A 15,901-nucleotide genomic window follows, 5' to 3' on the forward strand; every position below is an offset into this window, starting at 1 on the left:
TGTTATTATGTGAGGTTATTATGAGTGATTCTAAAGATTCAAGTTTACTTGGTATTAAAGACATTGTGTTTATGAATGTCATTGCAATATTGAGTTTACGTCAAATTCCTAATGTTGCTCCTTACGGAGCGTCAGCAATGGTGCTTTGGCTACTTGCTGCATTTTGTTTGTTTTTTCCATTAGCCATGGTTTGTGGTGAGCTTTCAACAGGCTGGCCAAAAGATGGTGGGATCTTTGTATGGGTAAAAGAAGCATTTGGTAAACGTGTCGGTTGGATAGTGGTTGTTTGCTTCCTGTTTTCATGTGTGCTTTTCTTCCCATTAATGTTGCAGTTTGGTTTTACTGCAATTGGTTATATGTTTAGCCCTGAACTTGCTCAGAATCAGGTATTTATTGGTGTTGGCTCCATGGCAGTATTCTGGATCTTAACGTTAATGAATATCAAAGGCATGAAATGGACTAAAATCATTAACAGTGTTAGTGCATGGTTAGGTGTATTTATTCCTGCTGCTATTATCGTGTTATTAGCTATTGTATGGTTAATGACTGGTCATCCAATGGCAACTGATTATAGCCATGTTAGTGATTGGATTCCGGATTTAAGTAGCTGGGATACTATTGTATTTTTATCAAGCATGATGTTTGCTTTTGCTGGGCTAGAAGTTGCACCAATGATCGCTGGTCGTACTCGTGATCCACAACGTGACTTCCCTAAAGCGATGGCGGTATCTGCAGTTGTTATCGTTGGTATCTATATGATTGGTACTTGGGCAATTAATACCTTATTACCAGCTGCTGATACTGATATTGTTGCCGGTGTAATGCAAGCGATGGAAGCTGCTGCTAAAGAGCTACACATGCCTTGGTTATTACCAGTAATGGCAATTTGTTTGTTCTTTGGTGCATTAGGTCAAATTAACTCATGGTTAGTTGGTCCTATCTATATGTTACAAGAAGCATCAAAAGAAGATAACTTACTTGGTGAACGTATTGGTCGATTACATCCTGTATATCAAACACCAGCATTTGCTTTAGTTATCCAAGCAATAATTGTAACGGTACTTTGTTTCTCAACATTCGTATCACCAAGTATTGCTGCTGCATATTGGATGTTAACTGCATTAACAACCATTTGTTACTTTATTCCTTATTTAGTGATGTTTATTGCGTACTATCGCTTACGTATTACTCAACCAGATGTACCACGTAGCTTCAAGATTCCTGGTAAAGTTTTACCAATTATTTTACCTGGTTTAGGTTTCTTATCTACGCTATTTGCGGTGATCTTAGTCTTTATTCCACCAGCACAAATTGATATGGGGGGATATGTTGAGTACATCGCTAAAATTGTTGGTGGTGCAGTGCTTGCAATTGTGTTAGCTGAATGGATATACCATCGCGCACAAAGACGTAACCGCTTGCAATAAGATATAGAGGAGTAAATTTATGTACAAACCTATATTGGAAATTGATTTAGGTAAATTAAAAGACAATGCCCGTGTTGAAAAAGAGCTTCTTGCTAAACACGGCATTGAAGTGATGGCGGTAAATAAAGTCTTTGATGGCTGTGTTGAAACCGCCAAAGCGGTGCTTGATGGTGGTATTGATGTTATAGCTGAATCAAGGACCTACAATTTGAAGAAACTTAAAGATGCTTTAAATTGTAAAACTTGTTTATTACGTAGTCCTTGTTTAAGTGAGATCAGTGAAGTAGTGAAATACGCAGATATTAGCTTAAACAGTGAAAAACAAGTTATCCAAGCACTTTCTGATGAAGCGGTAAAACAACAAAAAGTCCATCAAGTACTTTTAATGGTTGATATGGGCGATTTACGTGAAGGTATTTGGTTTGAACATGTCGATGATATCATCGAAACAGTCAAACTAATCTTATCTTTACCGGGTGTTGAGCTTTATGGGCTTGGGACCAACTTCAACTGCTATGGTACTGTTCTACCAACTGTTAAAAATGGTGTGGATTTTTTACACATAGCGCGTAAAGTAGAAGAAGCTTGTAATATCAAGATCAAGTATCTATCAGCTGGTAATTGTACAAGTTACCATCTGCTTGATAAAGGGATCTGGCCAGAAGGGCTTAATCACATTCGAATTGGTGGTTTACATGAGTTTGGTATTGAGTATGTGGATATGAAATATCTTGATGAGTTTCATCACTCAAACAAACCTGTAGAAAAAGCTTGTAGTGACATGTATAAATTGTATGCACAAATCATCGAGCTTAATAGTAAACCAACCGTTCCTGTTGGAGAATTAGGTGTTGATGCCTTTTTGAACAGCAAAACTTTTGTTGATCATGGTACTCGTAAACGCGCGCTTCTCGCTTTTGGCCGTCAAGATGTGCCAGCAGAAAGCTGTATACCGATTAATGACAACATTACGGTCTTAGGTCAAACCAGCGATCATACTATTGTTGATATTGAAGATGTTTCTGAAACATTACGTGTTGGCGATATGATTGGGTTTGAGCTTGATTATACAGCCCTACTTATGGCTTGCCAAACCAATGGTGTAGAAAAACGGTTTGTTTATTAATATCTATCAGCTGCTGGGCAACCAGCAGCTATTATTGATTACTAGGCGGTTTACATGGCAACATCAGAATCTCAAGAAAGTCCTTATCCCAGTACCTTAAAGAAAAACTTAAAAAATCGTCATTTATTGATGATTTCGTTAGGTGGCTCAATAGGAACTGGATTATTTATTGGTATTGCAGCACCACTTAGCACGGTTGGACCGTTAGGCACGATTATCGCATATCTACTAGCGGGTAGTATTATGCTGTCGACCATGCTTTGCTTAGGTGAACTTTCTTGTGCATTCCCACATGCGGGTTCTTTTCAGCATTATGCACTAATGTTTATTCCACATCCTATTTGGAGTTATACCATTGGCTGGTTATATTGGTTAAGCTGGGTACTGTCTATGGCTGCTGACTTAACTGCAGCTTCGATGATCGCTCACCAAGTTTTTTCCTCTATTCCCATCTATATTCTTAGTCTAATTATTTTAACCGTTATTACTTGTGTCCATTTAACGTCTGTTAGAGCTTTTGGCGAAAGTGAATACTGGTTTTCAACGATAAAAGTATTGGCAATTATTGCATTTATAGCTGTTGGCATTTATTTACTTTATCATCAATATAATCAAACACATGTATTACCAACACTTAAAACCGAACAAGGTTGGTTTCCTAGTGGATTTTTATCAATTTTTGTTTGTATGACAATTGTTACTTATTCATTTCAGGGCGTCGAATTAATTGGTAGTGCAGCGGGTGAAGCGCAATCACCTCAAAGCGTATTGCCAAAAATTATCACTGGTGTGGCTTTTCGTATTATCTTGTTTTATGTGTTAGCGATTGCAGTGTTAGCACTAGTTTACCCTTATGGAGCAACCCATAATGAAATTAGCCCATTTGTTTGGGTATTCAATAAAGCCGGGATTACCTTTGCTTCATATGTGATGCTCTTTGTTATCTTTTGTGCTGCAATATCGGCCGCTAATTCGGCTGTTTATGCCAGCTCGAGAATGCTATGGTCGATGGCTCAAGATGATTTAGCACCAAAATACTTTTCAGAAGTCAATAAACGAGGCGTGCCAACTAAAGGAATATTATTTATCGCAATTATTGCGTTAGTTTCGCTGTTTTCTAAATATATTGCTGCTGAAAAATTATATCTCTATCTGGTAGCAAGTACTGGACAAGTTGGTTGTTTTGCTTGGATTATTATTGCTTGGTGCCAATATCAATTTCGTAAGGGAGTGAATGAAGGCAAATACTCTAAAGATATGATCAAATTTAAATCTCCGCTATTTCCTTGGTTAGCGATGATTTCTATTACTGTTAACATTATTATTATTGTTGGGGTATGGTTTGGTGAATCAGGGCATTTTATTTTATTATCTGAGATAATCTTAATTTTCGTAATTTTAGCTTCATATTACTTTTTCAAAAAACGTAAATCCGATTAACTTTATTATCAGTTTATGTAATCACCTTAACTAGCAATTGTAGGTGATTACTTACTGTTAGAATTGAAATTTTAATTATCTGAATTATAAAACTTATTTTAAAAATGCAGAGACGCCAGTAAATACAACTTGAGCGGCAATAGCTGATATTAATAACCCAGTAAGTTTTGACAAAATTGCAATACCAGTATTTTTTAAAACGTTAGCAATGCTTTTTGCGCATAGTAACATGGCATAAATACCGCTTGAGGCAATCAATAGCGAAAGGGCGCCAATCAGGTTTTGCATACCTACCGAACTTGTCCCCATAACAATAATCGTACCAATGGAGGCTGGTCCCATACATAAAGGTATTGCAAGAGGAACCACACTAATATCATCATCATCAGTATGAATTTTATTTTTTTCAGGTGAATCATTCATCAATGAAACAGCGGTAATAAATAGTAATGCTCCCGACCCAATTCTAAAAGCATCGAGTGTAAAACCAAACACACTAAACATGGCGTTACCAAAAAAGAATAACACAATACCAATAATAAAAACGGCACACGATGTTTTAAGTGCAGTCTTTCGGCGTTGTTGTTCATCATATTGTTTAGTACCACTTAAGAATGCACTTAGCACTGCTGGTGGTGTCATTAACGCGAATAACTTGGTTGTGGTGGCGAGAATTTCAACAAGATAGTTATCCATAGTATTACCCTTTATAGCTTTAGATATTGCTTGAAATCTGTCAACAATTGTTGGCGGGAATCAACTATACACATAAAAACGGTCACCATAAAGGTGACCATATTTAATTGGATATAATTTTAATAGTTTATTAAATATTAACCAATTTGAATTAGTTAAGGCGCTCTTTAATACGAGCCGCTTTACCACGAAGTTCGCGTAAGTAGTAAAGTTTAGCTTGACGTACTTGACCACGACGTTTCACAGTAATTGAATCAACAGTTGGTGAGTGAGTTTGGAATACTCGTTCAACACCTTCGCCATTCGAAATTTTACGTACTGTAAATGCAGAATGTAAACCACGATTGCGAATTGCAATAACCACACCTTCATATGCTTGAAGACGTTTTTTGTTACCTTCAACAACCCATACTTTAACTTCTACCGTATCACCCGGACGAAAAGACGGGATGTCTTTTTTCATTTGTTCTTGTTCTAATTGCTGAATAATTGCATTTTTCATAATTTTGTCTCTTACTAGTTATACTGAAATATTAATGGCTCGGTTTATCACGATATTCACGTTGGAATTCAGTGAGTAAACGTTGCTCTTCATCAGTCAGAGCTAGATTTTCAAGAAGATCTTCTCTTCTCAACCAAGTTCGTCCTAGTGATTGTTTCAATCGCCAGCGACGAATCGCTTCATGGTGACCAGACATTAACACATCAGGCACCGCCATTCCATCTAACACCTCAGGTCTGGTATAGTGTGGACAATCAAGTAAACCGTTTGCAAAAGAGTCTTCTTCTGCTGATGATTCATGATTCAATACACCTGGAATAAACCTTGCTAATGCATCAATCATTGTCATCGCCGGTAATTCACCGCCACTTAACACGTAATCCCCAATTGACCATTCTTCATCAATTTCGGTTTGGATAACGCGTTCATCTATACCTTCATATCGACCACAAATCAAAATCAATTTTTGATATTGTGACAACTCGCAAACACCTTGTTGGTTTAATTTGCGCCCTTGTGGGGAAAGATAGATTACTTTTGTATTTTCACCTGCTACTGCTTTCGCAGCATGAATCGCATCTCTAAGTGGTTGTACCATCATTAACATGCCGGGACCACCACCATAAGGCCTATCATCGACAGTCTTATGCTTATCATGCGCAAAATCGCGCGGGTTCCAATATTCTACTGTTAACAGTCCGTTTTTTACTGCTCGACCAGTTACACCATAACAGGTAATAGCTTGGAACATTTCGGGAAAAAGGCTAATTACGCCAATCCACATATTCTTACCTTACCGATTAAAATGCGGGATCCCAATCGACCACAATCATTTTTGTTGTTAAATCAACTTGTTTAATAAATTGTTCTTCAACAAAAGGAATTAAACGTTCTGTTGCTCCAAATGCATCTTTTAGATTTGCTTTAACAACCAACACATCATTAGAACCGGTTTCCATTAAATCAGTTACTTGACCTAAATCATAACCGTTAATTGTTTTCACACTACAGCCAATCAAATCCTTCCAATAGAAATCGCCTTGATTAAGCTCAGGCAATTCTTCTGCATCAACGAATACTTCAGCATTAGTTAACGCATTGGCTTGATCTCGATCATCAACGCCTTTGAGTTTGACAATCATATCTTGATTATGAGGTTTAAAGCTCTCAACGATTACTTCCTGCCATTTTCCAGCACGCTGGATATACCAAGGTTTGTAATCAAAAATACTATCTGGAAATTCTGTAAACGAAAAAATCCTGAGCCATCCACGAATGCCGTAGCTTGAACCAAGTTTACCAACAACGATTAGATTCTCAGTATTCATCTTTACACTATTACTTAATTAAGCAGCTTTTTGTGCTTGTTTGATCAATGTATTAACACGATCAGAAATAGTAGCACCTAAACCAACCCAATAATTTACGCGATCAAGATCTAAACGTAATTCTTCTGCTTTACCTTGTGCAATTGGATTAAAAAAGCCAACGCGCTCAATAAAACGACCATCACGTGGGTTACGGCTATCAGTGACAACTACTTGATAAAAAGGGCGCTTTTTAGAGCCACCACGAGCTAAACGAATAGTTACCATAACATCCTCTTAAATTAAAAAATAATCTTTCTTTTGCCCAACACGGACAAAATCAAAGCCCCAAAATTATACTCTTTCTAGCAAAAAGTGCAATGGCTGATTGTGTGTGAGAAAGTTAGGTAGCATCAGTTATCGACAAGCTTAGTTATAAATGAACATAAATTCATCTTTTTAACTAGTTATATTATAAATAATTAGCTTCATTGATAATGGTGAGCTTGCTTGCTATATAATGATATATTTTAAAAGTGATGGTTGATCTTTAAGACTTTTTCCGGAACAAAGCTCGTTTTAACACGTCAAAAAATCCTAACGCTTTGACCATTTTTTTGCTATCAACATAGACACGTATTGCTTTTAATACTTTTTTCGGCTCTTTGGACGCAAAAGCGAACGTACCGTCTTTTTTTGTTTGTATGGAGTAACGAGATATCCACTTACCTTTAAAAAATACCGATGCGATAACATAATCGACCTCTTCCCAAGGAATTTGAATATATTTCCGAGGATCGCGTTGATGATAGAATTCGAACGCCTTATCACCAATCATAATCTGGCCATATTCTGAAAAACCTGAAAAAGCAGTCGCTTTTACTGTTAAATCTACTTTGGTATTTAATGATTGAACCATTTAGCTACTTATATCCATTATTTTAATCTGAGTTGCTAAGGCACCCTTTTCTCATTATTTATGGAGAAAAGGGTGATTTATGTTTGAGGAAAAACAGCATTTTTGCTTAAAAAGTGCGCTCCTCAACTTTTTTTGTCAACATTGTTGGCTTTATAAAAGACCAATAACATGACCAGTAACACCGACTAAAAATAGTGCAAGAATAATTATAATAGGTGATACTTTTTTACGAAGTAACCACATACAGAAGAACGTTAATAGTAATGGTACAAGTCCAGGAATTAATAGATCTAAGTTATTTTGTAAAGTCATTACTTGGTTTTGACTAAGTGCGAGTCCTTCTTGCATTTGCATCAATGCTTTTTGTATACCTTCGGCACCAGCAGGTAGGGAATTCCAATCAATAAATGCACCATTATCTAATTTTACGGTTGATACGACTGGTTGGAATTTTATTGATACCCACCTTTGTACTAAAGCTGCCAGTACAAACATCCCCAAGATAGACGCACCTTTAGTGATTTTTTGGAGTACACCACCACTTAAGTTATCGGTAATTTTAGAACCAGTACGGTAACCTAATTCTTGGGTAAACCACATGAAGCACATGCGAATAATGTTCCAAAGTAGGAAGAATAGAATTGGACCTAGAATATTACCACTTAAGGCAAGTGAGGCACCTAGTCCACCAAGCATAGGACGAAGTGTAAACCAGAAAACTGGATCACCAACCCCAGCTAAAGGTCCCATCATTCCCACTTTTACCCCTTGAATAGTTACATCATCTACAGGCGCTCCATTAGCTCGTTCTTCTTCAAGGGCTAACGTCACACCAAGTACAGGTGATGCTAAATAAGGATGTGTATTGAAAAATTCTAAATGGCGTTTAAGTGCTGCCGAACGATCTTCTTTTGTGGTATATAATTTTTTGATAGCAGGAATCATTGAATAAACCAAGCCACCATTTTGCATACGTTCGTAGTTCCAAGAACCTTGAAGGAAAGTTGAACGCCAAGCTACCGATAAACGGTCTTTTTTCGATAAATGAATTCGATCTGTCATGTTCTTCTCCAAGTTCTTAGTAATCATTTAAAATATCATCAAGTGGATCGCCTTTACTACCACCATTTGATGAATTGCCACGTTCAGAAAGATTTAGATAAATTAGTGCTAGAGCAATACCTAGAGCACCAATTGCAATCAAGGTTAATTGTGATATCGCGGCAACAACAAAACCGATAATGAAAAATGGCCAAACTTCACGACTTGCCATCATATTAATTACCATCGCATAACCAACAGCCACTACCATGCCTCCACCAATAGCCATACCTTCTGATAGCCATTTAGGCATTGAATTTAATGCGTCTTTTACCACTTCAGCAGGAATAAATAACAGCGCTGCTGCTGGTATTGCAATACGTAAACCTTGTAAACAAACCCCTAATATTTGTAACCATTCGATTCTTCGGATATTACCTTGCTCTGCTGCAGCATCCATTAAATGCACTAATGGAACGGCAATAGTTCGCACAATCATCGTTAAAAATAAGCCAGCAACTGCTAGTGGGATGGCAATAGCGATAGCTGTCGATACTCCAGCCTCACCTTGTCCACCAAGAACTAAAATAATAGATGAAGCAACAGCAGCAAGCGCGGCATCAGGTGCAACCGCTGCGCCAATATTTGCCCAGCCTAATGCTATCATCTGTAATGAACCACCTAACATTACGCCAGCTTCTAGATTTCCTGTCACTAGACCAATTAGTGAACAAGCAACTAATGGTTGATGGAATTGGAATTGGTCTAAAATACCTTCCATTCCAGCTAAGAACGCAATAACTATCACTAAAATGATAGCAATAATTGATAAAGTCATAATAATAACCCCTTAATTAAACTAATTCTTTTGTTCAGCTAATTCTTGTTTCGCTTTCTTTAATAATTCATCCATATTATCCTCAGAATCATTAGGTACTTTGCGAATGTCGAATTTCACATTTTTCGCTTTTAATTTCTCGAATGTATCAACATCTTCAGCGCTCATTGACAGCACTTTGTTGACCATTACCTTGCCGACAGAATGCGCCATTGAACCAACATTTAATGTTTGAATATCAACACCGCCATCTATAGCGCGAAGTACATCTTCAGGGTTTTCGAAAAGTAATAAGGCTTTGGTGTTACCAAAACGGGGATCATGCGCAACTTCAATAATTTTTTTTATTGGCACAACATTGGCTTTAACACCAGGAGGTGCGGCCTCTTCAATCAGTTTTTTCCTTAATTCATCTTTGGCAACTGAGTCTGAAACCACAATAATACGATTAGGGTTAGTCGTTTTAGTCCAAGATGTTGCCACTTGTCCGTGTAACAAGCGTGAATCAACGCGAGCTAATACAATTTTCAATTTACCATCACCTAAAACAGTACCTTCAGGGATAGTGCTTGTTTGTTGATTGTTTTGCGTTGGTTTAGTTGCCACTTCAACCGTTGTTCTAATACCATCTTGGGCTGATTCAATAATGGCGGCAGCCACTTCTTTGGCGGTCTCCATCGATAAACGTGATGAGTATGCCTCAATCAACATTGGAAGATTTAAACCTGCAACGATAGCCCAATTTGGATGTTCTCCACAGAGTGTATTGGCTTGGTTAAATGGTGTTCCACCCCATAAATCGACTAAAAAAAGTACTTCATTTTGATCATCGAAAGTAGCAATTGCTGCCAGCATCCGTTCCTTTAAACTTTCAGGACTATCACTTGGATGCAAAGTAACGGCTTTAACGTTTTCTTGCTCTCCAAATATCATCGTCCCTGATTGTAAAATACCTTCAGCAAACTCACCATGAGTTGCCAAGATTATTCCAACCATAACGTACCTCCCAGTTTTTTATATTATTGCTAATATAAAGTTAATAAAATAAATCTATTTACTTATTTTAGTTAACAATATGATTTATAAATTCGATCTTCATCAAGGTTTGATAAAATATATTGCTAAATTTTAGAATAATCTTTCTTTATCAGAATAGTAACATTTGTGTAATGCTAAGAAAGATTATTTATTGCTTTGTTCTAATGCTTTACGGATAAAACCGTTATTTTGTTGTAATGCTGTTTTTGCTTGCTGAGCTGTTAAACCTGCAAGAATCATTAAAATAGCTGTTTTACAATTTTTGTTACATTGACTTAGCGTGGAGATAGCCGTCTCCCGACTACAATCGGTCGCTTGCATGACAATTGATATTTGACGTTCTACGAGTTTAGCATTAGTGGCCTCAACATCAACCATTAAATTACCGTAAACCTTACCAATTTTAATCATGCTGGCTGTGGTTAACATATTAAGTACTAATTTTTGTGCTGTACCGGCTTTCATTCTTGATGAACCGCTAACTACTTCTGCGCCAACAATTGGGGTAATGGCAATATTGGCCAAGTTAATCATCGGTGCATTGGGGTTGCAACATAAGCTAATTACTGTTGAACCCAGTGATTGAGCATATTGCATACCGCCGATAACATAAGGTGTGCGGCCACTTGCTGCGATACCTACTAAAATATCTTTTTTGCTAAAATTGATATTTTTTAGATCATTAACTGCTAGCTCGGGTGAATCTTCTGCATTTTCAACCGCTTTAAATATGGCAGGGTGCCCGCCAGCAATTAATCCAACGACTTGTTCTGGAGGCGTTCCGTAAGTAGGTGGGCACTCGCTCGCATCTAAAATACCTAATCGTCCAGAAGTGCCGGCACCAAGGTAAATTAAACGGCCATGATTTAAGAAAGCATCGCTAATTGCATCTACCGCATTGGCTATATTAGCTAATTGTTTTTCGACAGCGATTGCCACTTTTTTATCTTCATTATTGATAATTTGAAGTATTTCAAGGGTGGATGCGCAGTCGATGTTCTCGCTCGCACTATTGCGATTTTCGGTGATCATTGCTGATAAATTAATGTTTGACATGTGATTTTAAACCTAACCATACAAACCCGATAAGAATGGCAAATAGCATACCAAAACCTACACCGATAGTAATAACAGATAATCCACAAGCAATAGCTAACGTATAAGCACTGAGCATAATCATCATTGCACTATATTCGCTTAAGTTTTGTATTGAAATTACACTACCAGCACCAATAAGCTCTTTCCCCATTTTTTGAATTAATGCATTTAGTGGGACTAAAAAATAACCACCTAAAGCACCAATAATCACTAATAGAATATAAGAACTCGTCATATTGCTTTGCAAGGTAAATGCAATGACGGCAAACCCCATTAATATTCCTGCTGGAATACACCGTAATGTATTGGATATTGAAACCATAGCACTAGCAAGGCCAGCACCAACAACAATACCTATTGCCACAACGGCATTTAGATTTGTTGGGGTTGAGTTGTCAGTAATACCTAACACAATTGGCACCCAGCTAATTAATAAAAAGCGCAAGGTAATACCCGCTCCCCAAAATAGGCTAGTGCCGAGTAAAGTATAAAGTGCTTGTTTATTATTGAAAATAATTTTAAAGGTTTTAGCAAAATCCTTTATCATACTCATAAACTTCCACTCAATGTCTTTTCGAGCGACAGGAAGTTTAGGAATAAAAATATTTGCTATAACAGCTAGGCCATACATTATTACACAAGTAAGTAATGCAAATGTGATGTTTAAGTCAGCAATATGGCCTCCAGCAAGTGAGCCTAGTAAAATAGCTGCAATTGTTGATGCTTCAATTAAACCATTTGCTTTCACTAAATTATCGCCTGAGGTTAGCTCACCTAAAATACCATATTTTGCTGGTGAATAACCGGCTGCTCCCACACCAACTAGAAAATAACCTAAAAATGGATTGATATTTAGGCAAATAACAGCAGCACCTAATAATTTAATACCATTTGAGATCATCATCGCTCTGCCTTTAGACATGCTGTCAGCAAATTGACCAACAAATGGCGAAAGAAGGATGAAAGGGATGACAAAACCGATTTGTAATGCCGATTGGCTCCACTCTGGATAATTGAGTTGTTTAATAAAAGCTAATATTGCAAAGAAAATAGCATTATCAGCAAAGGCTGAAAAAAACTGGGCTAGCATGGTTGCAGCCATGCCAACAGTTAATAAAGGCTGTTTATTCATAGTGAATCCTTGCTATTATTCATTTTCATCAGCCATTTTGCGTAGCGTAATAAAATCGATTTTGCCAGTACCAAGCAATGGTAATTCTTTAACCACACGAATATCTCTAGGAATGGCTAATGCAGGAATACCTAAATCTTGTGCTGCCTGATTAAGCTGTTCTCGAGTTAATGTAGTTGAAGTAGTAAATAGCACAAGCGCTTCACCTTTAGCTGCGTCAGCTTTTACTGTAGCGCCATGCATGGCATCAGGATCGACTTTTCTAGCTAGCGCTTCAACACTTTCCAGTGAAACCATTTCGCCAGCAATTTTAGCAAAGCGTTTCAGTCGTCCTTTAATTGTCAAAAACTCATCTTTATCAATATCTACGATATCGCCAGTATCATACCAGCCTTTTTCTGCATTACCATTTTCATCAACGGCAACAGGCTCTTCAAGTACACCGGGTTTTTCAACTCGTAAATACCCTTTCATTACGTTAGGTCCTTTAAGCTGTAATTCCCCGCCATTGGTAATCCCTGGGATAGGTATTAATCTTGATTGCATACCTGGCAATAGCCGACCAACAGTTCCTGCTTTAAATGCCATTGGCACATTAAGGGCAACAACTGGTGCACATTCGGTTACGCCATAACCTTCTAAGATTCGAATGCCATATTTATCTTTCCATTGTTCACGCACCGCATCGGAAAGTTTTTCAGCACCGGCAACCACATAACGTAATCGCATAAAATCATAAGGATGAGCGTAGCGAGCATAATTGGCTAAAAATGTTGGTGTGCCAAATAACACGGTACAGTTTTGGTCATAAATGATTTCTGGCACCATACGATAATGTAGTGGGTTTGGATATAAGAAGGTACGACTTCCAGAAAACAACGGTAAGAATAAACCAGCAGTAATACCAAAAGCATGGAATAATGGCAATGCGGACATAAAACGGTCAGCCGGTGTCGGATCGATAACGGTACGAATCTGTTCAACATTTGCCAATAAACTACCATGGCTGTGCACTACACCTTTAGGATTGCCTTCTGAGCCTGATGTAAATAACACTAAAGCTTCATCATCACTTGATTGTTGTCGTTTCACTAAACGTGGAATGTATTGATGAAGTGCAACATAAAGTTTATCAACAAAAGTCAAACTACTACGCAAGTCCTCAAGGAAATACCAATTTACGTCCTTAATTTCTTCTAATAGATAATCAAGCTTACCTTTTTGAATAAATTTGCGTGAAGTAATGATCGTTTTTATTTCAGCCGCAGTAATTGCACAGGTTAACCCTTTAGTTCCTGCTGTATAATTAAGCATGGCTGGAATACGATTTTTGACTGATAGACCAAAAATAGTTGCAACAGTAATCGTTGCATTAGGGAGCAATAAACCAACTCTTTCTTTTTGTTTGGTAATCTTAGAAATAATGCAACTAACACCGATAATTTGCTTAAGCAAGTTTCGATAAGAGGCTTCGTGAGTGGTAGGATCTTGAACCATTCGCGATTTTACCCCATAACGAACTTGGGCTTCGAGCAACGCTTCAAAAAGTGTCAATTTTGGTCGGCTTGCCATTCTGGCATTCATCATAATTTGATGTAATTTTTCACCAGCAATATATCGTCGTTCACTTGCTTTTGGTGCATCAGGCATTGGGATTGATGTTGGTTCCAATACATGAATTGTAATTTTAGGAAATAGATGACGTTTAAATAAGCCTTTTAAACGGCTAGTTAACGTAAATTCTGCACCTTCAATCCAGACAGGTACAATCGTTGCTTGAGAACGAGCAGCAACAAATGCTGCACCGTCATAAATCTTCATTAATGAGCCGGTTATGGTAATTCGACCTTCCGGGAAAATAACAATTGGTCGTCCTTTTTCAATTTCACGAACTAACCTTTTAATCGCCATTGGACTTAATGGATCCATTGGCACAAAATCAACGTAACGTTTGGCTAAACGGACTAGCCAATGATCAATGTAGCCTGCGTAGATAGCAAATACTGGTTTAACTGGTAAAAATACGCCGATTAAAATGCCGTCTAGGAAGGAAACATGATTAGGTGTGATAAGTAATCTGTCTTGTTTTAAATTATTGAGATTCCCTTGAATCTTTACATGAAATAAAATTTTTAGAAAAAACTTTAATATTTTAAATAACATCTGATTTCTCAATTTCCGTACAAAATTGTACTTTGTAATAATAATGAAAATAAATTAAATATACAAGAAAGCGAAAATTATCTATTTATATTGATATTAAACAAGAGTATTTAATTTTTTGTTGGTAAGATTAAATAATGGATAATAAATAATATGAAAATAAATATTAAATAAGGAATCGAAATGTTAATTTTAACTGCCCAAGATATTCAACAATTCTATACTATGAAAGATGCTGTTGCGGCGGATAAACAAGCACTGAAAATCTATACTCAAGGTAATAGTGAAGTTCCATTACGCATCAACTTTGACATGCAAAAAGGGCAATGTTTGATTATGCCTGCTCATATAAAAGAAAATGATGTGGTTGGCTTGAAAATTGTCTCGGTTTTTCCTGATAACCCGAAACTTGGTAAGCCATCTGTTCCCGCGCAAGTGTTTATGATCGATCCGTTAACAGGTGAAGTTTGTGCGATGTTAGATGGCACATTTGTGACCCAATTACGCACAGGCGCGGTACAAGGTGCAGCTACCGATTTATTAGCCAGAAAAGATGCTAAACGAGCCGTATTAATTGGTACTGGTGGACAAGCGGCTTCACAGTTAGAAGCGATGTTAACCGTCCGTCAATTGACTGATGTGGCGATCTTTGGGCTTGATGTCAATAAAGGCAAGCAATTTACTGAAGAGATGAAGAAACGATTCGCTCATTTCTCCGCTAACCTCTATTTTTCGAACGATCTAGATGAAGATATTTGCCAAGCAGATATCATTACCTCTGTCACTACATCAAAAGTTGTGACATTCAATGGCGATTTGGTTAAACCAGGAACACATATCAATGGAGTAGGTGCTTACACGCCAGAAATGCACGAAATACCAAGTAATATTGTTAAAAATGCTGATATTCGCGTACTTGATACCAAAGATGGTGTATTTTCTGAGGCGGGTGATATTATCGATCCAATTAATCAACATTTAGTTACAAAACAAGATTTTTATGAATTAGGTGATTTAGTTATTGATCCACAAAAATGTCGCCAAAACGATCAGCAAATCACGTTATTTAAAAGTGTGGGAACGGCAGTTTTAGATGTCTATGTTGGTTATGATATTTACCAGAAAGCCAAGGAAAAGGGCCTAGGAATGAGTGTTTAAAACGCCCTCCCAAAAA

The 15,901-nt window shown here is 37.3% G+C and carries 15 protein-coding genes and 2 pseudogenes; 4 read left to right on the top strand and 13 right to left on the bottom strand.

All coding sequences use genetic code 11. The annotated features are described in order from the left end of the window. The first annotated feature begins 20 nt into the window (after positions 1-20). The 3 genes from J3U09_RS02985 to J3U09_RS02995 are packed head-to-tail and all read left to right on the top strand — an operon-like array spanning position 21 to position 3,993. Positions 21-1,427, top strand: coding sequence for an APC family permease (locus J3U09_RS02985; RefSeq protein WP_065563731.1), 1,407 nt, complete (start codon positions 21-23; stop codon positions 1,425-1,427). A gap of 19 nt (positions 1,428-1,446) precedes the next feature. Then, complete coding sequence (locus J3U09_RS02990) at positions 1,447-2,553, top strand: alanine/ornithine racemase family PLP-dependent enzyme (RefSeq protein WP_065735086.1); 1,107 nt, start codon at positions 1,447-1,449, stop codon at positions 2,551-2,553. 54 nt (positions 2,554-2,607) lie between these two features. Further along, positions 2,608-3,993, top strand: coding sequence for an amino acid permease (locus J3U09_RS02995; protein WP_220225621.1), 1,386 nt, complete (start codon positions 2,608-2,610; stop codon positions 3,991-3,993). Positions 3,994-4,086: 93 nt separating this feature from the next. Here the strand turns inward: J3U09_RS02995 and J3U09_RS03000 are convergent, their stop codons facing one another. From J3U09_RS03000 to aas, 13 genes and pseudogenes are all read right to left on the bottom strand, one after another. Next, positions 4,087-4,689: a MarC family protein gene (locus J3U09_RS03000; RefSeq protein WP_065735090.1), complete on the bottom strand. Its 603-nt coding sequence runs from the start codon at positions 4,687-4,689 to the stop codon at positions 4,087-4,089. A 151-nt stretch (positions 4,690-4,840) separates the two neighbouring features. Then, complete coding sequence (gene rplS / locus J3U09_RS03005; protein ID WP_065563727.1) at positions 4,841-5,191, bottom strand: 50S ribosomal protein L19; 351 nt, start codon at positions 5,189-5,191, stop codon at positions 4,841-4,843. 31 nt (positions 5,192-5,222) lie between these two features. Then, positions 5,223-5,975: a tRNA (guanosine(37)-N1)-methyltransferase TrmD gene (gene trmD, locus J3U09_RS03010; protein ID WP_267330388.1), complete on the bottom strand. Its 753-nt coding sequence runs from the start codon at positions 5,973-5,975 to the stop codon at positions 5,223-5,225. 16 nt (positions 5,976-5,991) lie between these two features. Beyond that, positions 5,992-6,519: a ribosome maturation factor RimM gene (rimM, locus tag J3U09_RS03015; protein WP_267352915.1), complete on the bottom strand. Its 528-nt coding sequence runs from the start codon at positions 6,517-6,519 to the stop codon at positions 5,992-5,994. Positions 6,520-6,537: 18 nt separating this feature from the next. Then, on the bottom strand, positions 6,538-6,786 hold the full coding sequence (rpsP, locus tag J3U09_RS03020; RefSeq protein WP_065563724.1) for a 30S ribosomal protein S16: 249 nt from the start codon (positions 6,784-6,786) through the stop codon (positions 6,538-6,540). Between the two features lie 262 nt (positions 6,787-7,048). Continuing rightward, entirely contained in the window at positions 7,049-7,417 is a 369-nt protein-coding gene (locus J3U09_RS03025) for a DUF956 family protein (protein ID WP_065563723.1), read from the bottom strand. A 150-nt stretch (positions 7,418-7,567) separates the two neighbouring features. After that, complete coding sequence (locus J3U09_RS03030) at positions 7,568-8,479, bottom strand: PTS system mannose/fructose/sorbose family transporter subunit IID (RefSeq protein ID WP_267352917.1); 912 nt, start codon at positions 8,477-8,479, stop codon at positions 7,568-7,570. 16 nt (positions 8,480-8,495) lie between these two features. After that, complete coding sequence (locus tag J3U09_RS03035; protein WP_267357091.1) at positions 8,496-9,296, bottom strand: PTS mannose/fructose/sorbose transporter subunit IIC; 801 nt, start codon at positions 9,294-9,296, stop codon at positions 8,496-8,498. A gap of 21 nt (positions 9,297-9,317) precedes the next feature. After that, positions 9,318-9,860: pseudogene (locus J3U09_RS10965) on the bottom strand (PTS system mannose/fructose/N-acetylgalactosamine-transporter subunit IIB); the annotation flags it as partial. Positions 9,861-9,919: 59 nt separating this feature from the next. Then, positions 9,920-10,292 (bottom strand): annotated as a pseudogene (locus J3U09_RS10970) (PTS sugar transporter subunit IIA); the annotation flags it as partial. A gap of 186 nt (positions 10,293-10,478) precedes the next feature. Then, positions 10,479-11,390 carry an N-acetylmuramic acid 6-phosphate etherase gene (gene murQ / locus J3U09_RS03045; protein ID WP_267342925.1) on the bottom strand — a complete coding sequence of 304 codons (912 nt, stop codon included), beginning with the start codon at positions 11,388-11,390 and terminating at the stop codon, positions 10,479-10,481. Beyond that, on the bottom strand, positions 11,377-12,564 hold the full coding sequence (lplT, locus tag J3U09_RS03050) for a lysophospholipid transporter LplT (protein ID WP_065563718.1): 1,188 nt from the start codon (positions 12,562-12,564) through the stop codon (positions 11,377-11,379). Before lplT ends, murQ begins: the two co-directional genes overlap by 14 nt. A 15-nt stretch (positions 12,565-12,579) precedes the next feature. Next, on the bottom strand, positions 12,580-14,727 hold the full coding sequence (aas, locus tag J3U09_RS03055) for a bifunctional acyl-ACP--phospholipid O-acyltransferase/long-chain-fatty-acid--ACP ligase (protein WP_267332419.1): 2,148 nt from the start codon (positions 14,725-14,727) through the stop codon (positions 12,580-12,582). 183 nt (positions 14,728-14,910) lie between these two features. On the opposite strand from aas, the gene J3U09_RS03060 reads away from it, so the two are divergent. Beyond that, a complete protein-coding gene (locus tag J3U09_RS03060) occupies positions 14,911-15,885 on the top strand; it encodes a hypothetical protein (RefSeq protein WP_267357093.1) in 975 nt (324 codons plus the stop codon). Positions 15,886-15,901: the final 16 nt, after the last annotated feature.

The sequence above is a fragment of the Gilliamella sp. B2889 genome (assembly GCF_026536885.1).
Lineage (GTDB): Bacteria > Pseudomonadota > Gammaproteobacteria > Enterobacterales > Orbaceae > Gilliamella > Gilliamella apicola_E.